Consider the following 22,816-nt stretch of genomic DNA (forward strand, 5'->3'; position numbering starts at 1 on the left):
ATAAATATGGTTCCATCAAGAGCGACTGAGGGACAGGCCCTGTGACGTCGCAGCAACCTTCAATATTGAAAGGTGCTAATTCCTACAGTATGTATGCTGGGAGATGGGTTGAAATTTACCCCTCTTTTTTTAGAGGGGATTTTTTGATATTTTAAGGAGGATACACAATGGTAAAAAATCGTGAATTCTTTACATCCGAATCTGTAACAGAAGGTCATCCTGATAAAATGGCTGACCAGATCTCTGACAGCATTTTAGATGCAATTCTAACAAAAGATAAAAATGCGCGTGTAGCATGTGAAACTCTTGTTACAACCGGTATGGTTCATGTGGTCGGTGAAATATCCACGACCTGCTATGTAGACATACCACATATTGTTCGTGAAACCATTCGCGGTATCGGATATACCCGTGCAAAATATGGCTTTGACTGCGATACATGCGGTGTTCTTGTATCTTTGGACGAACAATCTCCCGATATCGCAATGGGAGTTGATGAAGCACAGGAAAAAAAATCCGGACAAACGGACAAATTTGATACTATCGGTGCTGGTGATCAGGGAATGATGTTTGGTTATGCAACAAATGAAACAGATGATTATATGCCGCTGCCAATATCCTTAGCCCATCGCCTGGCCCGTCGATTGGCAAAAGTTCGCAAAGAAGGTATATTACCATATCTTCGTCCGGACGGAAAAACACAGGTTACTGTTGAATATATCGACGGTAAGCCGGCACGCATTGACACAATTGTTATTTCGGCACAGCACAGTCCTGATGTGACAAAAGAACAGATTGAAAAAGATTTACTTGAAAATGTAATTAAACCGGAATTACCGGAAGGGTTATTTGATAACAAAACAAAATTATTTATTAATCCGACAGGGCGTTTTGTTATTGGCGGACCCCAGGGAGATTCCGGTCTGACAGGACGTAAAATTATCGTCGATACATATGGCGGTATGGCCCGACATGGCGGTGGCGCATTCTCCGGCAAGGATCCTACAAAGGTAGACCGTTCGGCAGCCTATGCAGCACGGTATGTCGCCAAGAATATCGTAGCTGCCGGTTTGGCCGATAAATGTGAAATCCAGCTCGCTTACGCTATTGGTGTAGCCCATCCGGTTTCCATTCATGTAGAAACCTTTGGCACCGGAAAAGTTGATACGGATACAATTGTTAATTTGATTCGCAAGCATTTTGACCTGCGTCCGGCAGGCATTATTGAAATGCTGAACCTACAGCGTCCGATTTACAAGCAAACAGCCGCGTACGGTCACTTTGGACGCAATGATTTATCCCTTCCGTGGGAACAAACCGATAAAGCAGATATTCTCCGCAAAGAAGCTGGACTATAACTACTAGAATATTCAGATTAAATATGATACAATTTTTAGGGGGCTTGCCTTTGTCAAGCCCCTATACTTATGTATAAAAATGGTATCGGGAGTCAGGTTATGATTGCAGAAATTATTATCAACACAACAGCCAAACGACTGCAGCAGACATTTTCCTACAGTGTGCCGCCAGAATTGCAGATACACCCTGGCAGCCGTGTTCTCGTGCCTTTTGGGGCACGGCACGAAGAAGGCATTGTTGTTTCTCTTCACGAGAATGATGAAGAGCCACGGGCCTTTACATTGAAGCCAATCCTTGATATATTGTCATTACAGGCTGGTTTTCAGGAAGAAATGATTCAAACTGCATTGTGGATCAGTCAATACTATCTTTGCAATGTATCTGATGCCCTGCGCCTGTTTATGATAGAAAAGAAGGGGCTTATCAATCAAATACGAATAACCGCTGCAAATACACTGCCGCCGCTCACTGCTGAAGAATACGCTATTATTGACTATGTACGCAAACGGAGTTCTGTTGAAAAAAAATCATTAGAACGAAAATATGGTACGACACGTATTAATGAACTAGTCGCCCGAGGCTGTTTTCATACGAAAACGGTGCTGAAAAATCAAATCGCCGATAAAATGGAGCCATGGCTTTATTTCTCCAAAGATGATACGAAAGGGATTCTGATAAACCGCAAGCGTCAGAAAGCACTTCTGGCATATATAAAAACGGTCGGGAGTGCTCCCGTATCGGATCTTATAAAAGCAGGATACAGCCGGGAAATAATCCGGCAGCTAGGTGGTACTGGCCTTGCAGAAATTAAAAGTAAGATCAGTCGCACCGAAAACATGGTTTCTTCACTGCACAGTGATACTCCCTGGGAGCTCACAAATGAACAGCTGGCAGCAGTACAAACAATCCGAAAGGATACAAAAGGAAACACATATGTTCTTCACGGTGTCACTGGCAGTGGCAAAACAGAAGTGTATATGCGTCTTGCCGAATCGGTACTATCCCAAGGGAAACAGGTTTTTGTGCTTGTGCCGGAAATTGCCCTGACCGGGCAGATTGTTCGGCGCTTTATCCGTCGTTTTGGTGATGATGTTGTCATCATGCACAGCCAGCTTTCCAAAGGCGAACGCCAAAACAATGGGCTTCGTATGCTGAACGGGGAAAGTCATATTTGTATTGGCGCCCGATCCGCTATCTTCACAGCGGCACAGTGCATAGGCCTCATCATTATAGATGAAGCTCATGATACTTCCTATAAGCAAGATGAATCACCTCGCTACCATGCGGTCGCCGTTGCCCGAAAAAGGGCCGCTTACTATGGCTGCCCTGTTATTTTAGGCAGTGCGACACCTGCTATTTCCGACTATTATAAAGCCTTGCAGGGAGACTACGTGCTGGTAGAACTGAAGGAAAGAGTCATGCACCGCCCGCTTCCGGCAGTAACCGTCATCGATATGCGTGATGAATTGGCCCGTGGCAATTACCGCGTTTTGTCCGATGCAATGGTTGATCTTTTAAAAGAGACCTTGGCGGCAAAACAACAGGCTATTATCCTGCTAAACAGACGCGGATTTGCCACATTCGTTATGTGCCGCAAATGCGGCTATGTCGTAAAATGCGATACCTGTGATGTCGCTATGGTATACCATAAAAATATAAATCACTTAAAATGTCATTACTGCGATGCAGAAAAAGTGGTACCTGAGATATGCCCGTCTTGCGGCAGTAAATATATCAAATTTTTTGGTACTGGCACCGAAAAAGTAGAATATCAACTACATGAGCTTTTTCCAGAAAGCCGTATTATTCGTCTGGATCAGGACACTGCCAGCCGAAAAAATAGTGGAGACCGTATTATAGAGGCATTTCGCCGTCATGAATATGATATTCTGCTGGGCACTCAAATGGTTGCGAAAGGACATGATTTTTCCGGAGTCAGTGCCGTTGGCATTTTATCAGCTGACAGCCTACTTAATTTACCGGCTTATTGGGCCGGCGAACGGACCTTTCAACTGCTGACGCAGGCCGCTGGCCGTGCCGGACGCGGCGACATATCAGGACACGTAATTATGCAGACCTACGCGCCAGATCATTATGTTATCCAATGTGCTAAAAATCAGAATTATCAGGAATTTTATGAAAAAGAAATTGCCTTTCGCAAGGAATTGATGTATCCTCCGTTTCACCATATTATCAGATTTATAATCACCGACGAAAACGAAGAATTTATGTGGAAAAAGGGAAACGAAGCGGGGCAGGCACTGCGGCAATTTGTAAAAAATCACCATAGTACCGCAGAAATTATCGGACCGTATGTAGATATTATAAAAAAAATCCGCAACAAATACCGAATTTCTTTGTTAATTAAGGGTACCGATTTAAACGATGTTAAGCAGTTTATTCGCGATGAACAGAGTTTTTGGCAAATTGGCATTGTTATTGATGTGGATCCGTCATTCTGACGGGGCTTAAATATTCTTAGTTATAGCATATTTGAGAAATGTGTTATATAATAGCATAGATGAATTTTTCAGTTTAAGATTCACTGTTTGCATATGAGGTGAAGAAATTGGCAATATTAAAAATTATAGAAGCTGGTGCACCCGTTTTAAAAGAAACAGCAAAACCTGTACCGGCGATTACAAAACATACAAAAAAATTATTAGATGATATGGCTGAAACGATGTATGCGGCGGAAGGTGTAGGATTGGCAGCGCCGCAGGTAAATAAATCCCTGCAGTTGATTGTGCTGGATGACGGCAATGGACTGATAGAATTGATTAATCCTGAAATCATCACAACGTCCGAAGAAATGGAGATCGGTACCGAAGGCTGTTTAAGTATTCCAGGCTACTACGGAAGCGTTGAACGATATAAAAAAATCAAGGTCAAAGCACTAAACCGCCGCGGAAAAGTTGTTTATTATGAACCGGAGGGATTCCTGGCCCGTATTTTCCAACATGAAATTGATCATTTATATGGAACACTATTTATTGAAAAGGCAGAAAATCTTCGGAGAGTGACAGAATAATGAAAAAAATGCGGATTATTTTCATGGGCACACCGGATTTTTCGGTTCCCTCGCTGCAGGAAATATATGATGCCGGATATGACATAGCTGCTGTTTTTACGCAGCCGGATAAACAGCAAGGGCGCGGGAAAAAAATTTCTTTTTCACCAGTAAAAGAGAAGGCTATTTCTCTGGGACTGACCGTATTTCAGCCTCAAAAGATACGAGATGAAGAAGTTATTCAACGAATAACGGCTCTGCATCCCGATGTAATTGTTGTTATTGCCTATGGAAAAATATTGCCTAAGGCAGTACTGGATATTCCCCCATATGGCTGCTTGAACGTGCATGGCTCTCTCCTTCCTAAATATCGAGGCGCCGCCCCCATACAATATGCAATCAAAAATGGTGACCCCAAGAGCGGAGTTACCATCATGCAGCTTGATGAGGGAATGGACACCGGCCCCATGTTAAAAAAATCTGAATTGGTTCTGGATCCCAAGGAAACAACAGCCTCACTGTTCCATAAGCTCTCAACATTGGGAGCTTCGACATTACTGACAGTCTTGGAACATTTGCCGGCTTGCATAGCTCAAGCTGAAACACAGAAAGAAGCAGATGCGACGTATACATCTAAAATTGAAAAAGAAATGGCAGAAATCAATTGGTCCCAAAAAGCCGCAGTCATTGAAAGGCTTATACGAACACTGGACCCACAGCCGGGTGCCTATACCTTTTTTAAAGGTAAGCGACTGAAAATATGGTTCGCTGATGTTGTTCCCGGTACAGATTCTGCCCCAGGAACAGTAATCCATGTAACAAAAAAGCAAATCACGGTACAGACGGGGGAAAATGCGTTATGCATCAGAGAAGTCCAGCCCGAAAGCCGCAACCGTATGACAACTGCACAATTTCTGCAAGGGAATACGATTACTGTCGGTGATATATTATAGGAGTACGGCCTTGAAAAAGATAACAAAGCAGACATTATTATTTCTAAGCATGAGCGGAACTGCTGCAGCCTGTATCATCCTGATTCTGTTTCTATTGTATAAACTAATAGAACCTGGACTTCTCTTTTATGTACCTGAATTGACTCCGGTAATCCGCCTGGCCTTGCTTGTTTTGATGATTGTCCTTGGTATGCTGTACGCTTTATTATTAATTTGCATAAGCGCTTCTTTCAAAATACGAAATTGCTCTGTTTTGTTGCTTTATTATCTGCAGTATTTATTTCCTGCCGTAAAATTGATAGGTAAATGGATGGGTTATACACAGGCCGTATGTCATGCGTATATACATGTCATGAACCGTCTTGTGCTGCAAAAAAAAATACAAATTGCGCCTGAATCCATTTTAGTGCTGGTACCACATTGCCTGCAATGGGATAAATGTCCGCATAAAATTACCAGAGATGTCAGCAACTGCCGCCAATGCGGCCATTGTCCTATCGGTACATTGCTGACTGTAACCCGATCCATGCATACATCGCTGGCCGTCGCAACAGGTGGAACGCTGGCCCGGCAGATTATCCAGCAAAATCATCCCAAGGCAATTATCGCCATTGCCTGCGAACGGGACCTTATCAGCGGTATGGAAGATGTCATGCCGCTGCCGGTTTTAGGCCTTTTAAATTCGCGTCCCAACGGGCCGTGCTTAAATACAGATGTGGATATTACGGCACTGCGCAATCTTTTGACTACCATTACAGGAGAAGAATATGAACGTACGTGAAATTGCCTTTCACAGTCTACTTACCATATGTAAAGATGATGGATACAGTAATATAATCGTCTCTCAAACGATTCAAAAATATAAATTTACAGATAGAGATCGCCGTTTCTATACAGAACTTGTTTATGGAGCATTGCGTAATCTCAATTATTTGGACTGGATTATTTCTCAGCTTAGTACGCGAAAACTCAACAAATTAGATCCCGTATGTCTTGCGATCATTCGCCTCGGATTATATCAGATTTTCGGAATGACAAAGGTTCCCGAATCGGCAGCCTGTAACGAATCCGTTAAGCTGGCAACGCATTTCGGCAATAAGGGAATGGCTAAATTTGTCAACGCCATGCTTCGTAATAGTATTCGGCATCAGCAGGAATTTACGATTCCCAGTCTGGAAGAAAATCCGCGTCTCCACATATCTTTGACATATCATCAGCAGGAATGGCTTGTTGATAAATGGATTCATGAATATGGTCAAGAAGACACTGTCACGCTCTGTCAATATTTTGATCAAATTCCCGATTTATGCCTGCGTACGAATACCCTCAAAATCAATCGGGCTGATTTAATAAAAATACTTAGTCAAAAAGGTATTACAGCAGAAGCCGGAATTTATTCTCCCGAAGCCATTTATATCCGAGACATGCCCGGTATTGATCATCTCGGCGTTCTCGAGCAGGGATTGGCGATCATTCAAGATGAACCATCCCAACTTGTAGCGCATGTAGTGGATCCGCATCCTCATGACATGGTATTTGACGTATGCGCGGCTCCAGGAGGGAAAACAACGCATATAGCGGCGCTTGGCGGTTCGTCATGCATAGTATACGGGGGAGATATCTATGATCACAAGCTAAAACTGATCGAAGGCAATGCCAAACGACTGGGGCTTGACAATGTCCGCCCCCTTCTTCAAAACGCTTGCACTATTGGCCAGTCGTATGCCGAAAAAGCAGACCGGGTACTTGTCGATGCACCTTGTTCTGGTCTTGGCGTTCTGCGTCATAAAATCGATTTGCGATGGCGCAAAACCCCTAGTGACCTTCGGACTCTTCCTGCGCTGCAGCACCGCATATTGGAAAATGCTTCCCAATGTGTGAAACCGGGCGGTATTTTGATTTATAGTACCTGCACGATAAACAATGATGAAAATGCAAAGATTGTTAATGCATTCCTTCGGGATCATCCCGAATTTTATATCGAAAATGCCTGTGCGTATTGCAATATTGCTCAAAATGGTCCGTTTATCCAGCTTCTTCCACAACGTGATCAAATGGATGGCTTCTTTATTGCCCGCATGAAAAAAGGAGAATAATACATGGCAAATATTTTTGACATGACCAAGGTAGAACTACAGTCTTTTCTTATAGATAAAGGCATAAAAAAGTTCCGGGCCGATCAAATTTTTCATTATATTTATAAGCAGTTTATTTTTGACTGGAACGACATGCCGCTACTGCCTAAAGCTGACAGAATTCTTCTTGAAAAAGAATTGCCTTTCCACTTTCCAAAAATCATTTCCAGGCAAGAATCTCCGGACAGACAAACAGTAAAGATTTTACTAGGTTTTCGCGACGGTAATACTGTCGAAACCGTATTAATGATGCATAATTATGGTAATTCTATCTGTATATCCTCTCAAGTAGGCTGTGCTGTAAACTGTGCCTTCTGCGCCTCTGCCAAAAATGGCTTTATTCGTAATCTCACGGCAGGTGAAATGATCTCACAAATTTTAGCTTTCAAAAAATATGTGACACCAGATCTGCACTCCATTGTCATTATGGGAACCGGAGAACCCTTGCTCAACTATGATAATGTTCTTTCTTTTATGCGCCTGATTCATGAAAAAGATACTTTTTATCTGGGCTATCGTAATATCACCTTATCTACATCAGGAATTGTCCCGCCTATGTATGAGCTGGCAAAAGAGGGACTTCCCATTACGCTGGCAATTTCCCTGCATGCACCGACAAATGAGCTTCGCCGTCGCATTATGCCGATTACCGATACATATCCACTAGAAGACGTCTTAACGGCGGCAGGACATTATTTTAATCAAACGGGGCGTAAAGTCACCTTTGAATATATTTTAATTAAGGACTTCAATTGCACTGCCGTCTGTGCCAGACAACTTGCTCAGCTTATGTCGGGAAAAAATATTTTAATCAATGCCATTCCCATCAACGATAATTATGATGTTGGCCTACACCGCCCTTCGTCATCGGAAATCACTAATTTTATAACATATTTGCAAAATCATAATATTAATATAACGCTTCGTAAGGAAATGGGTAGTAAAATTCAGGCCGCCTGCGGTCAATTGCGAATACAGCGTAAAAACATTTGACATGTGCTATGTAATATGATATGAATTATGTGTACTTATAACATAAAGCACCGTGAGAGGACGTGGGAATTTGGGTACATACGGTGAATCCAAGATCGGCCTGGTACGAAAAGTAAATGAAGATTCTTTTTACATCGGCTGTGAAAAGAATGTACTTGCTGTAGCCGATGGCATGGGCGGTTACGTAGGGGGAGAAATTGCCAGTAAAACGGCCGTTGAAGCAATTGCCTACTATTTTAAAAATTTCACATTTGCTGCACCGGTACAGCTGGAAAAAGCAATTCAATATGCTAATTCCTGCATTCTCAGCAAAACGATGATCGATCCATCCCTAAAAGGAATGGGGACGACCATTTCCATCGTTACGTTGGCCCGTCAGTATGCTTTTTGGGGGCATGTCGGTGATAGCCGTATTTATTTATACCGTAGTGGTGAACTTAAACAAATCTCTGTAGATCACACGATTGTTCAAGTCTTATTGGAGAAAAGAAAAATCACGCAGAACGAAGCCAAAGAACACCCACAGCGCCATGTACTGACGCGAGCTGTTGGTGTCGACGAAAACCTGTTAGTAGACAGCGGTGCTTTTCAGATTCAGCCGGGAGATCGCATACTTCTTTGTTCGGATGGATTGACATCGTTTTTGGATAAACAGGAATTAAGCGATGCCATAGGGGCTTATGACCGTACAGAACGGGATATTATCAATGATCTCTTTACACGCGTTTATCAAAATGGCGCTAAGGATAATGTTACTGCAATTTTAACAACCATATAATCGGGTTACTACTGTGAAAGTGGTGGAAAATCTAAAAATGATTGGTCATATCCTAGACAATAGATATAAGATATTAGAAAAAGTCGGGACTGGCGGCATGGCAAGCGTATATAAAGCGCAGGATATCTTGCTGGATCGAATTGTAGCCGTAAAAATTCTGCACGCAAAATATGGAGACGATCATGACTTCGTTGTCCGTTTTCGTTTGGAAGCACAAGCTGCCGCTAAGTTATCCCATCCTAATATCGTAAACATATATGACGTCGGTTACGACGAAAACGTGCATTATATCGTCATGGAATATGTGCGCGGTGAAACATTAAAAGAATATATTGAAAAGCATGGGCATTTACCTATTAATACATCCATTCAGATCGCTTTTGATATTGGAGAAGCCTTGGAAAATGCTCATCGCAATGGAATTGTTCACTGTGATATCAAGCCTCACAATATTCTCGTAACGGAGACCGGGCGTATTAAGGTAGCCGATTTCGGTATTGCCCGGGCAATAAATTCAAGTGCAACAAATAAGGAAGATAATGCAATTCTTGGTTCTGTTCATTATTTTTCACCGGAACAAGCCAGCGGCGGAAAGATTGACGAGCGGACCGATATTTATTCGTTGGGCATTGTTATGTATGAAATGATGACTGGCATAGTTCCTTTCGAAGGCGATACTGCCATCAGTGTCGCCCTGCAGCATGTTCAGGACGATATTCCATTGCCTACCAAATACAATCGCCGTATTCCCCGGCTTGTGGAACAATGCATTTTAAAAGCGATGGCCAAAAATCCAGATGATCGTTTTCAGTCGATTAGTGAAATGATGTCCGAGCTGCGCCTTTCCCAAGGCTTTGTCAATACTAATAAAGGGGCTATGCCGATTATTAAAAATAATTTTTCGACACAAAAATTACCGCCTCTTAAAGAACAAGAAGAAAAAAAGAAAAAAAATATTTTCACTCGATTTATGGATTCTGTCAGCAGCCATTCGAAAAAAACGATTATTATTGGCATGTCTGGCGTCTTTGTCATTGCTTTCATGTGGGCATTTTTTTCTTTCGGAAATTTTTGGAGTACCGAAAATATTACCGTGCCGGATGTGACGGGCAAACAAGTGGAAATTGCAAAAAAAATATTGATCAAAGAAAACCTTGATGTATCTGTCAAGGAAATGGAAAGCAGTGAAGTTCCTGTTGGTGAAGTAATTGCTCAAACTCCTTCGGGTGGCTCTGTCGTTAAGGCCAATCGGACTATTTATCTGACTGTCAGTAAAGGAAATCAGGGTTCGGAAGTACTGATTCCAGATCTGCGGGATTTAACACTGGAAGAAGCAGGAAAAAAATTAAAGGAAATCGGCTTATCTATCGGACATATTCGATATAAGGAAAGCGATACTTACGCAAATGGTAAAATTATCAGCCAAAGTCCCGTCTCCCCTAATAAGGTAGAAAAAGGAACTGCCGTTGATGTCGTAGTATGCCGAAAAAATGAAAGTGAAGACACGGCAGCTAAAAACACCGTTCCCAATACAATCGGCATGAACCTGGATGCTGCAATTAAAGAACTGGAAGGAGCTGGCTATACGATAGGCACCATTTCCAATCTGAATGCTGCGAAGGATAATGCGCATGCCAAAGTTACTTTACAGGCCCCGCGATCAGGAAATATTATTGATTTGACAGTTGAATATCCTGAAAACACATCCTCAGCTGCTGACAGCAACGCCAATAATCAGGAACCTGCCGGAACACCACATTATGGAACCGTCAATATCAGCGTTCCCTCAGGCGCATCAAGCCAGCATGTCCAGATCGTTGTCACGGATGACAACGGATCTCGCGTAGTGTATGACCGGAATCAATCTGGCGGGGACAGTATTACAAAAAATATTACCGGTACGGGCAAAACCCGGGTAAAAGTATATATCAACAATTCTTTAGTTCAGGATCAATATGTATAATACGCAGGGAGGATTATGATAAAGGGACGTGTCATCAAGAATTACAATGGGTATTACTATGTGGACATCGGAGAACATGATTTGGTAGAATGCCGCCGCAGGGGCAAATTAAAACAAAAAATTTTGGTAGGCGATGAACTGATGATTACATTATTGGGTAGTTATAAAGGAATCATCGAGCAGTTGCTGCTACGGCGGAATTCAATTCGCCGCCCGGCAGTTGCTAATATTGATGAAATGTTTGTCATCATGGCAGCAAAATCACCAGATCCGAATCGTTTTTTGATTGATAAAATTCTTATGACCTGTGAATATGGCGGTATTCATCCTAAATTGTGCTTTAATAAATGTGATTTAGATCGTGCTGCCGCAGAAGCCTACCACGATTTTTACACTCGCTGCGGTTATGAGGTCTATCTTGTATCAGCTAAAACAGGAGAGGGAATAGCAGCGATTCAGGCTCTTTTGACACATCGAATGACTGCTTTTTCTGGACCTTCCGGCGTAGGTAAATCCAGCTTGTTATCCAGAATATTAAATCGAGATGATTTATCCATCGGCTCCATTAGCAATAAAATACAAAGGGGACGTCATACAACTCGACATTCTGAAATCATGAAACTGGACAGAGATACATATGTAGTGGATACACCTGGATTCAGTTCTCTTGATTTTGAACATCTGCAGCCGCGGGATGTATTGTCTCTTTTGCCGGATATGGCTTCTTGCGGAGGTATATGCCGCTTTTCTTCATGCCTTCACCTGTCAGAACCCGGCTGCGCGGTCAAGACTGCTGTTGCGGAAGGAAAAATACAAAAAGAGCGGTATGAAACATATTGCAAGATTATATCTTCTATTGCAGAAAGGAAACGATAAGCATGGCAACGATTTGTCCTTCAATTTTATCCGCAGATTTTTCACGTTTGGCTGAAGAAATCCAGGATGTAGAACAAAAAGGAGCAGATTGCATACATCTGGATCTTATGGATGGTCATTTTGTTCCCAATCTTACCTTTGGCACGCCGGTGATTGCCTCTTTGCGCAGCTGCACCGTACTGCCTTTCGACGCACATCTGATGGTCGAACATCCGGAAACGTATGTTGCCGATCTGGCCAAGGCCGGAGTCCAGTATGTAACCGTCCATCAGGAAGCATGCGTCCATCTGGACCGTCTGCTCCAGCAAATCCACGAAGCAGGAATGAAGGGTGGTATTGCACTCAATCCAGCTACGCCGGTAGACACTTTGTCGTGCCTGGCTGACCAACTGGATATGATACTTATTATGAGTGTCAATCCTGGATTCGGCGGACAAAAATTTATTCCATATGCGCTGAATAAAATTGCAGCAGCAAAAAAAATGCTGCTTGAAGCTGGCAATATACAGGCCGTTATTGAAGTAGACGGAGGTATCAATAGCAATACCGTACAGGCAGTCAAAAAAGCCGGAGCTGATTTTCTCGTTGCTGGCAGTGCTATTTTCGGCGCAGAAGATCGCCGGGCAGCGATCTCCGCATTACGCTAAGTCATATCTCCGGTTGGCTATTCAACTAAAAGTACAGTTCCTCCATGTTTTAATTTTCACTTGTTATTTATGCATGGTTGTGATAAAATCATATTTGAAATATAGTGAATGATGGTCTTTGGGGCTAGGTGAGAAAGCATTGCTTTCAATTCCTGACCGGCGGTTATAGTCCGCTACCCTCAGTAATGAGGCTGAACCGATGAGATTTCGGTACCGACAGTACAGTCTGGATGGGAAAAGACGCATGTTTTATTTTGTTGCGCTCAAAAGGCTATGGTATGTAAAACCGTTAGCCTTTTTTTATTTATTTCCATACCATCAAATCTATCAGGAAAGGAATGAACGAATTGGAACCGGTAGATTATATGAAAAAAGCACTGGCACTAGCCAAGCTTGGATTAGGCTATACATCTCCGAATCCAGCGGTAGGCTGTGTAATTGTTAAGGACGGAAACATCGTCGGAACGGGATATCATCACAAAGCAGGAACGCCTCATGCCGAAGTTTGGGCATTGAAGGAAGCTGGCAACCAGGCAAAAGGAGCAACAGTTTATGTTACACTGGAACCATGTGCTCATTATGGGAGAACCCCGCCGTGTGCCCGCACATTAGCTAAAAATGAGGTAGGTAAGGTAGTCATTGCCATGCTTGACCCCAATCCGCTGGTATCAGGAAAAGGGGCTGCTATTTTACGACAGGCCGGCATTTCCGTGGAAGTAGGGCTCCTTTCCAAGGAAGCTGCTAAATTAAACGAAGTATTTATCAAAAACATGATGGTCAAGAAGCCTTTCATAGCAGCCAAGCTGGCACAAAGTCTGGACGGCTGTGTTGCCTCCCGCACTGGTAATTCTCAATGGATTACCAACAGTTGGGCCCGGCAGTACGGCCATTATCTTCGTTCTATTTACGATGGCATATTGGTCGGCATCAATACCGTACTGGAAGATAATCCATTGCTGACATGCCGCATAAAAAGAGAAACCCATGAAATACCGCATCAGCCAGTACGCATTATTCTTGATTCTCAAGGGCGAATTCCCATGTCTTCCCTTGTTGTAACAGATACATCCACACAAACTATTATCATAACCACATCTCTTTGTCCCGTCGAAAAAATGCGTACGTTAAAAAACGAAGGAATACAAGTGCTGCTGGCACCTCTGCATAAAAATAACCGTATTGATCTGCCGGCAGCCATTGAGCTTTTAGGCCAGATCGGCTTGCAAAGTATTCTTGTCGAGGGCGGCAGTACTGTGCAAGGAAGTTTTTTTGATTATCATCTTGTCGATAAGATTTATGCGTTCCTGGGAAGTAAAATTATCGGGGGGAGTCTGGCAATGCCTTCGGTAGGGGGGTACGGCGTAGATAACTTGGATGAATGCATGCCCCTTGTATATGATTCTGCAGAGATTTGCGAGAATAATATTTTAATTCGGGCATATAATGCCAACAGGGAGGGTGCTTATGTTCACTGGCATCATTGAAGAATTGGGTACGATTAGTCAGATGGACCGCCGCCCTGATTCTATCAAGCTCACGATTCAGGCAAGAAAAGTATTGGAAGGCACACAGATAGGTGACAGCATTGCCGTTAACGGTGTATGCCTTACCGTAACAGCTTTAGCAGATACAAGCTTTACAGCAGATGTGATGCATGAAACAATGCGCCGTTCTTCGCTGAACAATTTAAAAAATGGTTCTCCTGTCAATTTAGAGCGGGCAATGCAGCTTGGCGGTCGGCTTGGCGGACACATCGTAAGCGGCCATGTAGACGAGGTAGGACATATTTCACGCATTGCCTCTGATGGGATCGCCAGAGTTATTACCATTGCCATTTCCGGAGAATTACAGCCTTTTATTGTACAAAAGGGATCCATAGCCATCGACGGCATCAGCCTGACAGTTGTCTCCGTAGTCGATCATGCTTTTTCTGTTTCCATTATCCCTCACACGATGGAAAATACAACCCTTCCCACGAAACAGGCTGGCGCTGGCGTCAACTTGGAAACAGATGTAATAGGAAAATATGTCCATAACTTTACAGTAGAATATACCCAGCAAGGTTGCCGTAAACTTACCTTGGAAACACTACTGGAAAATGGATTCTAAATTGTATTTCAGAATAGGAGAGTATTCATATGACACAGATTAAAGAAGGAAAATTAATAGGTTCTGGTTCCAAATTTGGTATTGTCGTTGCCCGTTTCAATGAATTTATTTGCAGCCGCCTGCTAGGCGGTGCCTATGATGCGCTGCATCGTCATGGCGTAGCGGATGATGCTGTTACGACAGCCTGGGTTCCGGGAGCCTTTGAAATTCCCCTGATCGCTCAAAAAATGGCTGAATCCGGTAAATATGACGCCGTAATCTGCCTCGGTGCCGTTATCCGCGGCGCAACAAGCCACTATGATCTTGTATGCAACGAAGCGGCTAAGGGTATTGCTCAGGCATCACTGAAAACAGGAATTCCCATCATGTTTGGTGTAATTACAACGGAGAATATCGAACAGGCCATCGAACGCGCCGGCACCAAAGCAGGCAATAAAGGCTTTGATGTGGCAACAAGCGCTATTGAAATGGTAAATCTGATAAAAGAACTTTAATAGTCTATACATCGGGGCAGCATTGACCTGTGAATTTTTTCGCAAGTCATCGCTGCCCCGATATATTTACGCGTCAAGGTGCGGTTTCCATTTCTGTCAGTGGTGGCTCTTCTGTTCCATCTGCCTCATTATCCTGCACGTTAAATCCAATAACACGGCGCGGGGTTTCCGGATCTGATCGTTTCACTGCTACGAGAAGCAAATTCACCTGTGATAAATGCTGTACCAGCTCCACCTTAGAACCATCTGATAATTCTCCGTAAAAAACGATCATATTCGGATCCCAATAGCCTACATCTTGTATGCTGAAGGTAATATTACCGGATGAAACAAGACGTCCGCCAGCTTGAAGATCCTCGGGCATATCCGCCTCAAAATCATGAATCAGCATAACAATGCGCTTATACATATCAGAGGCCAAATAGGGAACCTCCGGATCTTCCTCCCCATCATACTCAGGTAAGGCCATAGTTTGCGGAATAACGACTAATGTATCTTCATTTTTTTTTCGTTTTTTCTTAGTATTGACCATAATTACCTCCTTTTGTTACTCGATCAGATTCAATATCGATTAGTGTATATATTCCATAAAAGAAACAAAAATCCTGCTTTCCCTTTTACCAACACCTATAATACCAGCATACATACTGGATAGGGATGCCTATCTGTAGTATAATGATAATTAGATTCACATATAGAGACTACAATTATAATTTGTCAGTTTTATGGTTTTTTCTATAATAAATTCAAAATATATGATAAGGAAATATTGCCATTATGCAACTTGAAGATAAAATCATCCATTACACATGTGATGAATTAATTCGCGTTTCCATTGCGCTGACTCGCAACATAACCGAAACGGCGAGACAGCATCATCATTTATCCCCCGTAGCCAGCGCTGCTTTAGGACGCACCATGACAGGTGCTTTACTTTTGGCCGGTGACTATAAAAATCACGAGGGCGTATCTCTGCGTTTCAGCGGTGACGGGCCGTTAGGCACCGTCCATGCCGACGCCTTCGATACCAACAAGGTGCGCGGCTACGTAGATAATCCATCATTGGATATACCGCTCAAACCAAACGGAAAGCTGGATGTAGGCGGAGCAGTAGGCCCGCATGGTCAAGTAACTATCACTCGCTTCACTCCCGAAAAAACCACATATACTAGTCAGTCTGATCTGGTATCCGGTGAAATTGCCGAAGATTTAGCATATTATCTATTAACCTCAGAACAAATTTTTTCTACAGTAAGCTTGGGTGTTCTTGTCGAGAGGGATTATACGATTGCAGCGTCTGGCGGCTTTCTTGTCCAAGCCCTTCCCGGTGCAACAGATGAAGATTTATCCCGTATTGAAGCTAACATTACACAAATCGGTCCTATTACGACATATCTTCGCAATCACCTGGAAGGGGAAGGGCTGATCGATATTATTTTAAGCGGTATGCATTACAAAGAATTATTTCGTCAAAATGCATACTGGCAATGCACTTGTTCCCGTAAACGAATTGAAAATGTACTATTGTCACTGTGTGAGCAAGACAAAAAAGACTTGCTTAAAGACCCGCAGGTTGAAATGACCTGCCATTACTGCGGCGCCAAATATATCATCAGTCATGATGAATTAGTGCAATTATTTCAACACAACTAAAAGGAGTGAGATAATCATGGGATTGATTGCAATTATCGGCGGTACCGGTGTTTGTGATTTGAAATTGCTTGATCATATTCATGACGGATATATGGACACCTTTTATGGCACGATCCATTATGTAAAAGGAGCCTATAAGGGAAAGGACATTGTTTTTCTTCCGCGCCACGGAAAAACACATTCTATTCCACCGCATTTGATCAATTATCGGGCTAATATTTTAGGATTAAAGCGTCTTGGTGTCACTGCCATTTTAGCTACAACGGCGGTCGGATCTTTAAATCCTGATTATAAACCCAATGAATTTGTCCTGCCGGATCAATTTCTTGACTTCACTAAACTTCGTCACACCTCCTTTTTTGATGGAGGCGAAAACGGTGTAGTCCATGTTGATATGACGTCACCATACTGCCAAACCTTGCGTAAGACAATTACAGATGCAGGAACGCTGCTGGAGAATTATGACATACATCCCACTGGTACGTATGTCTGCACGGAAGGCCCCCGCTTTGAAACGCCGGCTGAAATTAAAATGTTTGAAAAATTAGGCGGTGATCTGGTCGGCATGACAAACGTGCCTGAAGTTTGCCTGGCACGGGAAGCAGAAATTTGCTATGCTACCGTTTCTATGATCACCAATTTTGCGGCTGGCATCTCACCGACACCGCTGACCCATTCGGAAGTATTAGAATGCATGGCACAAAATTCTCAGCGCCTGCGCGCGCTGATTATGAAAACAATCGAAATATATCAGGATACAGATTGTGACTGCCGCCATACATTAAAAGATTACGGCGGTTTTACGGTATAATGGAAACGCTGCGCTGGCAAAATGACCAGCTGATCCTATTGGACCAAACAAAACTTCCGTCAAGAGAAGTATATATATGCTGCACCCGATGGCAGGATGTATGCCGCGCTATTTCCATTCTGTCCGTACGAGGAGCTCCAGCGATCGGCGTTGCCGCAGCATACGGAGTCGTGCTGGCTGCACAAAACATAGCAGCTCGTCAAAAGGATCTGACCGTTGCCAAACTATGGGAGCAGCTTATCCCGATTTGTAATGCTCTAGACGCATCACGGCCTACAGCCGTCAACCTTCATTGGGCGTTAGACCGAATGCTGAAAAAGGGCCGTTCTCTGGAAAAGGCGGCAATCCCAGACGTAATTTCTGCTTTGAAAGCCTTAGCGGTGCAAATTCATACAGAGGATATCGAAGTCAATACAGCCATGGCAGAGTGCGGTGCAGCTGCACTAGCAAAAAAAGGAACGCCGCTTACCATTCTCACACACTGCAATGCGGGAGCACTCGCTACTGCCGGTATTGGTACCGCCCTGGGAGTCATACGGGCACTGCATAAACATCACCTCATCCGCATGGTATATGCTGATGAAACCAGACCGTTGCTTCAGGGTGCGCGTCTCACTGTAACAGAGCTCATGGACGACCATATTCCCGTCACGCTTATATCAGACAACATGGCCGCCTGGGTAATGAAGACAAAAAAAGTCGATGCCGTTCTTGTCGGAGCCGACCGCATCACCCATAACGGTGATACGGCTAACAAAATAGGCACATACGGTGTATCTATTCTGGCCAAGGAACATGGCATTCCTTTTTATGTGGTAGCACCTGTATCTACTTTTGACATTTCTCTTGCCACAGGGGATCAGATTCCTATCGAAGAGAGAAATCATGATGAAGTCCGGTTTTTGCAGGGCGTACCCACGGCCCTTTCAGATGCGCCCGTATTCAACCCAGCCTTTGATGTAACACCCCACGAAAACATTCAAGCTATCATCACTGAAAAGGGGCTTATCATGCATCCTGATGATACACATATCGACTTATTTTTTCACCAATTTATTTAATATGGAGGTTTTAGCGTTATGGAATCTATTATTCGCAATATCAATTTAGCCAAAAGCGGTCATGAAAAGATCAGCTGGGTCGATCATTATATGCCAGCCCTCAATTCAATTGGAGATACATTAAAAAAACAGCAAACTTTTAAGGGCAAAACAGTCTGCGTCAGCGTTCATCTGGAAGCTAAAACAGCGTATCTTGCAAAAGTATTGCATCGTGCTGGCGCACGTGTCATCGTAACGGGAAGCAATCCTTTATCGACACAGGATGATGTGGCTGCCGCCCTTGTAGAAGATGGTCTGACAGTATATGCCTGGTATGGTGCCACAGATGAAGAATATTTCAGCTTTTTGAATAAATCCCTGGATCATCATCCCGATATTATTATTGATGACGGCGGCGATCAAGTCAATCTGCTTCATACAACACGGGCAGACGCAATGGAACATCTGCTCGGCGGCACAGAAGAAACAACAACGGGTGTCAACAGGCTCCATGGCCTTGATAAAGCCGGAAAGCTGAAATTTCCCATGATCGCGGCCAATGATTCTTACTGCAAATATTTATTTGATAATCGGTATGGTACCGGTCAGTCCACTTGGGACGGCATTATGCGTACGACAAACCTGACGGTGGTCGGAAAACGTGTCGTTATTGCCGGCTATGGCTGGTGCGGCCGTGGCTGCGCCATGCGTGCAAAGGGCCTGGGAGCTCACGTCATCGTAACAGAAGTTGACCCTATTAAGGCAATCGAGGCTGTTTTTGACGGCTTTGAGGTATTGCCAATGGAAGAAGCCGCAAAGACAGGGGATATTTTCGTCACGCTAACGGGGGATAAGGATGTTATTCGTGGCGAACACATGAAAAACATGAAAGATGGTGTGGTTTTGGCAAATGCCGGCCATTTTGATGTGGAAATCAATAAGCCGGAATTAGAAACACTTGCGGTTCGCCATTTTGAAGCACGTCATAACATCGAGGGATATGAATTGTCAAACGGTCATATTATCAATCTTCTCGCCGAAGGACGTCTGGTCAACCTGGCCGCAGGCGACGGTCATCCGGCAGAAATTATGGATTTATCTTTTGCCGTTCAGGCACTCGCAGCCAAATACATATTAGAACATCATGCAGAATTAGGAAATCATGTCTATGTACTGCCTCATACGATCGACACAGAGATTGCCAATATCAAATTAAAGTCGATGGGGTATAAGATAGATTCTCTTTCAGATGAACAGCGTACATACCTGAATATCGATTAAGTCAAAAGGAGATGCTGTCATCATGAAAAAATTAATTAAAAACGTAGGAATATATAGAGATCACAAGATTACAGAAAGCCAAAACATTGCCATTAAAGATGATTTAATTATTGGTTTTCCTCTGGACCCGGTGCCGGCAGCATACGATGAAGTCATCGACGGCAATAACATGCTTGCATTTCCCGGTTTTGTCAATACACACAATCATATTGCCATGACTGTATTCCGCAGCTATGCGGACGATATGCAGCTCATGGACTGGCTGGAAAAGAAAATATGGCCGGCAGAAGATAAACTAGATAGCGATATCGTATATGCACAAGCTATGCTCGGTATTGCCGAAATGATCCGCTGTGGTACGACAAGCTTTGCCGACATGTATTTTTTCATGGATGATGTGGCCAGAGCTGTTGAAAATTCTGGGATCCGGGCTGCTTTATGCAGGGGAATGACAGGCATTACACCAAATGCGCAACAGGCATTGCAGGAAAGCAAAACCTTCTATCAAACTTGGAATGGAAAAGCTGATGGGCGCATTACCATCATGCTGGGGCCTCATGCTCCGTATACATGCCCGCCTGACTATCTCCGCCAGGTTGTGGATGTGGCACATGAATTGGGTGCAGAAATCCATACGCATTTGTGCGAAACAAAGGGAGAAATAGAAAATATCCAAAAACAATATGGCAAAACCCCGATTGCCTTAATGGACGAGCTAGGAGTGCTAGATTGCGGCTGCCTAGCTGCGCATTGTGTCTGGGTCAATGATGAGGACTTGGATATACTGGCTCAAAAACACGTCCGGGTAGCCCATAATCCGGGCAGCAACCTTAAGCTTGCCAGTGGTATTGCGCCAATTCCCAAAATGCTGGAAAAGGGTATTACTGTCGGTCTTGGGACAGATGGTGCTTCCAGCAACAATAATTTGGATATTGTCGAAGAAATGCATTTAGCGGCCTTCATTCATAAGGCTCATACATTAGACCCACTAGTGATTCCTGCAGAAACAGCGATTAATCTCCTGACAGAAGGCGGCGCAAAATGCTTGGGCTATACGCACGCAGGAAAACTCGAAGCTGGCTGCAAGGCCGACATTACGTTGCTGGATCGTAATGGTCTGCATTGGTATCCCAAAAATGATATGATGTCCCTGATGACATATGCCTCTAATAGTTTTGATGTGGATACGGTCATTGTAAACGGTAACGTGCTTTTAAGACATAAAGAGTTCACGACAATTGATATTGAAAAAGTAAAAGCAGAAGCAGAACGGACAAAAAACAAACTATTTGCATCCATTATTTAGCTAAAAAAAACAAGAAAAGCAGCGTGTAAACACTGTCATTCTTGTTTTTTTTTAATAAACCAACGTTTCATAAGGCAACTATATGTAAAATATAGCTGCCTCGAATGTCATTGCTGAACAGGGGAATTATTTTTATTTAAAACCGCATTTAAGAGGATTGCTGTAAGACTTCCCACCGTAATACCACTGTTAAAAATAACCTGCAGCGCGCCAGTAAGATGTGCATAAATGTTGGGAACTGCCATCGGAATCAATCCCATAGCCAAACTAACGCCTACAATAAGCACATTGTAAGTTCCTTCAAAATTCACTTTTCCCAATGTCCGAATGCCGTTGGCAGCTACCATGCCAAACATTGCCAGTCCCGCACCACCTAATACCGGCGCAGGAATAGAGGCGATAAGTGCCGCCAATTTTGGGAATAACCCCATAGCAACTAAAAGTCCTCCTGATGCAGCTACTACAAACCGGCTCCGTACATTAGTTAAGCTGATAAGCCCGATATTTTGAGCAAAGGCGGTATAGGGGAAAGCATTAAATATACCACCTAAAAATGTCGAAAAACCATCTGCCTGCAATCCGCGTGTCAATATTTTTCGATCAATTTTCTTATCCACAATTTCGCCAACTGCAATAAAATCACCTGTTGTTTCTGTCATTACGACTAACATGACCAAAATCATGGCAGCAATAGCTGAAATGCTGAACGTAGGAAAACCAAAAAAGAATGGGGTAGTAATCCCAATCCATCCGGCATTCCCGACAGCAGAGAAGTTGACCTGCCCCAGTAATGCAGCAATAACAGTCCCCGCAACCAGACCTAATAAAACAGAAATATTTCGCATAAAACCAGTAAAACACCGATAAATAACTATAATAATAACCAAAACCAGCAATGCCAATAGAAGCGAAGAAATATCCCCAAAATTTTCTGCTGCCGGATTCCCGCCGCCGGCCCATCGAACAGCCACTGGTAACAGCGATATACCGATAATTGTAATAACAGAACCTGTCACTACAGGAGGAAAAAAACGTATCAATTTACTAAAATACGGAGCAATGCAAAAGACTACCAAACCGGAAACAATAACGGCACCATATATATCCGTCAATCCGCCGTTCTTGCCAATCATAATCATTGGCGTCACGGACGCAAAAGTTACACCTTGAATAATCGGCAGCTTGCTGCCCAGCAGTGTTTGAATCAGCGTTGCAATACCACAAGTAAATAAATCCGCATTAATCAAACTGATAAGGTGAGCAGTATCAATTCCTAATGCATTTGCCAAAATAAGAGGCACTGCTACCGCACCGGCATACATAGCTAATACATGCTGTAATCCATATAAGAAAGTCTGCGTCAATGGTAATTTTTGGTCTACGGGATGTACATATCCATTCATAATAT

At 43.3% G+C, this 22,816-nt stretch carries 21 protein-coding genes and 2 riboswitches; of the genes, 19 read left to right on the forward strand and 2 right to left on the reverse strand.

All coding sequences use genetic code 11. The features are described from left to right. The first annotated feature begins 9 nt into the window (after window positions 1–9). A riboswitch (SAM riboswitch) is annotated at window positions 10–110 on the forward strand. Window positions 111–167: 57 nt separating this feature from the next. From metK to ribH, 14 genes are all read left to right on the forward strand, one after another. Next, window positions 168–1,358: a methionine adenosyltransferase gene (gene metK / locus AB840_RS00555; protein ID WP_048512867.1), complete on the forward strand. Its 1,191-nt coding sequence runs from the start codon at window positions 168–170 to the stop codon at window positions 1,356–1,358. A gap of 99 nt (window positions 1,359–1,457) precedes the next feature. Then, window positions 1,458–3,821 carry a primosomal protein N' gene (gene priA / locus AB840_RS00560; RefSeq protein ID WP_048512905.1) on the forward strand — a complete coding sequence of 788 codons (2,364 nt, stop codon included), beginning with the start codon at window positions 1,458–1,460 and terminating at the stop codon, window positions 3,819–3,821. A gap of 107 nt (window positions 3,822–3,928) precedes the next feature. After that, entirely contained in the window at window positions 3,929–4,390 is a 462-nt protein-coding gene (def, locus tag AB840_RS00565) for a peptide deformylase (RefSeq protein ID WP_048512868.1), read from the forward strand. Continuing rightward, window positions 4,390–5,322 (forward strand): methionyl-tRNA formyltransferase, encoded by a 933-nt coding sequence (gene fmt / locus AB840_RS00570; protein WP_048512869.1) that lies wholly within the window; start codon window positions 4,390–4,392, stop codon window positions 5,320–5,322. The genes def and fmt overlap by 1 nt, the downstream gene beginning before the upstream one ends. Before the next feature lie 10 nt (window positions 5,323–5,332). Beyond that, window positions 5,333–6,103 (forward strand): DUF116 domain-containing protein, encoded by a 771-nt coding sequence (locus tag AB840_RS00575; RefSeq protein ID WP_048512870.1) that lies wholly within the window; start codon window positions 5,333–5,335, stop codon window positions 6,101–6,103. Beyond that, on the forward strand, window positions 6,090–7,418 hold the full coding sequence (gene rsmB, locus AB840_RS00580) for a 16S rRNA (cytosine(967)-C(5))-methyltransferase RsmB (protein ID WP_048512871.1): 1,329 nt from the start codon (window positions 6,090–6,092) through the stop codon (window positions 7,416–7,418). The genes AB840_RS00575 and rsmB overlap by 14 nt, the downstream gene beginning before the upstream one ends. A 3-nt stretch (window positions 7,419–7,421) precedes the next feature. Beyond that, window positions 7,422–8,450 carry a dual-specificity RNA methyltransferase RlmN gene (gene rlmN / locus AB840_RS00585; RefSeq protein ID WP_048512872.1) on the forward strand — a complete coding sequence of 343 codons (1,029 nt, stop codon included), beginning with the start codon at window positions 7,422–7,424 and terminating at the stop codon, window positions 8,448–8,450. A gap of 70 nt (window positions 8,451–8,520) precedes the next feature. Continuing rightward, a complete protein-coding gene (locus AB840_RS00590) occupies window positions 8,521–9,228 on the forward strand; it encodes a Stp1/IreP family PP2C-type Ser/Thr phosphatase (RefSeq protein ID WP_048512873.1) in 708 nt (235 codons plus the stop codon). Window positions 9,229–9,265: 37 nt separating this feature from the next. After that, a complete protein-coding gene (pknB, locus tag AB840_RS00595) occupies window positions 9,266–11,191 on the forward strand; it encodes a Stk1 family PASTA domain-containing Ser/Thr kinase (RefSeq protein ID WP_048512874.1) in 1,926 nt (641 codons plus the stop codon). A gap of 15 nt (window positions 11,192–11,206) precedes the next feature. Continuing rightward, window positions 11,207–12,067 carry a ribosome small subunit-dependent GTPase A gene (gene rsgA, locus AB840_RS00600; RefSeq protein ID WP_048512875.1) on the forward strand — a complete coding sequence of 287 codons (861 nt, stop codon included), beginning with the start codon at window positions 11,207–11,209 and terminating at the stop codon, window positions 12,065–12,067. 2 nt (window positions 12,068–12,069) lie between these two features. Next, window positions 12,070–12,714: a ribulose-phosphate 3-epimerase gene (rpe, locus tag AB840_RS00605; protein WP_048512876.1), complete on the forward strand. Its 645-nt coding sequence runs from the start codon at window positions 12,070–12,072 to the stop codon at window positions 12,712–12,714. A gap of 110 nt (window positions 12,715–12,824) precedes the next feature. Next, window positions 12,825–12,960, forward strand: a riboswitch (FMN riboswitch). A 101-nt stretch (window positions 12,961–13,061) separates the two neighbouring features. Then, window positions 13,062–14,198, forward strand: a complete 1,137-nt coding sequence (gene ribD, locus AB840_RS00610) for a bifunctional diaminohydroxyphosphoribosylaminopyrimidine deaminase/5-amino-6-(5-phosphoribosylamino)uracil reductase RibD (protein ID WP_048512906.1) — start codon at window positions 13,062–13,064, stop codon at window positions 14,196–14,198. Beyond that, on the forward strand, window positions 14,179–14,823 hold the full coding sequence (locus tag AB840_RS00615; protein ID WP_048512877.1) for a riboflavin synthase: 645 nt from the start codon (window positions 14,179–14,181) through the stop codon (window positions 14,821–14,823). Before ribD ends, AB840_RS00615 begins: the two co-directional genes overlap by 20 nt. A 29-nt stretch (window positions 14,824–14,852) precedes the next feature. Continuing rightward, complete coding sequence (gene ribH / locus AB840_RS00620) at window positions 14,853–15,317, forward strand: 6,7-dimethyl-8-ribityllumazine synthase (RefSeq protein ID WP_048512878.1); 465 nt, start codon at window positions 14,853–14,855, stop codon at window positions 15,315–15,317. 73 nt (window positions 15,318–15,390) lie between these two features. Here the strand turns inward: ribH and AB840_RS00625 are convergent, their stop codons facing one another. After that, window positions 15,391–15,849 (reverse strand): DUF6173 family protein, encoded by a 459-nt coding sequence (locus AB840_RS00625; RefSeq protein ID WP_048512879.1) that lies wholly within the window; start codon window positions 15,847–15,849, stop codon window positions 15,391–15,393. 245 nt (window positions 15,850–16,094) lie between these two features. Between AB840_RS00625 and hslO the strand changes: the two genes are divergently transcribed. Genes hslO through AB840_RS00650 form a run of 5 tightly spaced genes read left to right on the forward strand, consistent with a single transcriptional unit; the run spans window position 16,095 to window position 21,408 of the window. After that, the gene (hslO, locus tag AB840_RS00630) at window positions 16,095–16,970 is read left to right on the forward strand and encodes an Hsp33 family molecular chaperone HslO (protein WP_048512880.1); all 876 of its coding nucleotides are present in this window, start codon (window positions 16,095–16,097) and stop codon (window positions 16,968–16,970) included. 16 nt (window positions 16,971–16,986) lie between these two features. Beyond that, the gene (gene mtnP, locus AB840_RS00635; RefSeq protein WP_048512881.1) at window positions 16,987–17,781 is read left to right on the forward strand and encodes an S-methyl-5'-thioadenosine phosphorylase; all 795 of its coding nucleotides are present in this window, start codon (window positions 16,987–16,989) and stop codon (window positions 17,779–17,781) included. Then, window positions 17,781–18,842: an S-methyl-5-thioribose-1-phosphate isomerase gene (gene mtnA, locus AB840_RS00640; RefSeq protein WP_048512882.1), complete on the forward strand. Its 1,062-nt coding sequence runs from the start codon at window positions 17,781–17,783 to the stop codon at window positions 18,840–18,842. Before mtnP ends, mtnA begins: the two co-directional genes overlap by 1 nt. Window positions 18,843–18,860: 18 nt before the next feature. Further along, window positions 18,861–20,102, forward strand: a complete 1,242-nt coding sequence (locus tag AB840_RS00645) for an adenosylhomocysteinase (protein WP_048512883.1) — start codon at window positions 18,861–18,863, stop codon at window positions 20,100–20,102. Between the two features lie 22 nt (window positions 20,103–20,124). Continuing rightward, window positions 20,125–21,408, forward strand: coding sequence for an amidohydrolase (locus AB840_RS00650; protein ID WP_048512884.1), 1,284 nt, complete (start codon window positions 20,125–20,127; stop codon window positions 21,406–21,408). Window positions 21,409–21,515: 107 nt separating this feature from the next. On the opposite strand, the gene AB840_RS00655 is transcribed toward AB840_RS00650, so the two are convergent. Beyond that, window positions 21,516–22,811: a nucleobase:cation symporter-2 family protein gene (locus AB840_RS00655; RefSeq protein WP_048512885.1), complete on the reverse strand. Its 1,296-nt coding sequence runs from the start codon at window positions 22,809–22,811 to the stop codon at window positions 21,516–21,518. Window positions 22,812–22,816: the final 5 nt, after the last annotated feature.

The sequence above is a fragment of the Megasphaera cerevisiae DSM 20462 genome, from assembly GCF_001045675.1.
Classification (GTDB): domain Bacteria; phylum Bacillota; class Negativicutes; order Veillonellales; family Megasphaeraceae; genus Megasphaera; species Megasphaera cerevisiae.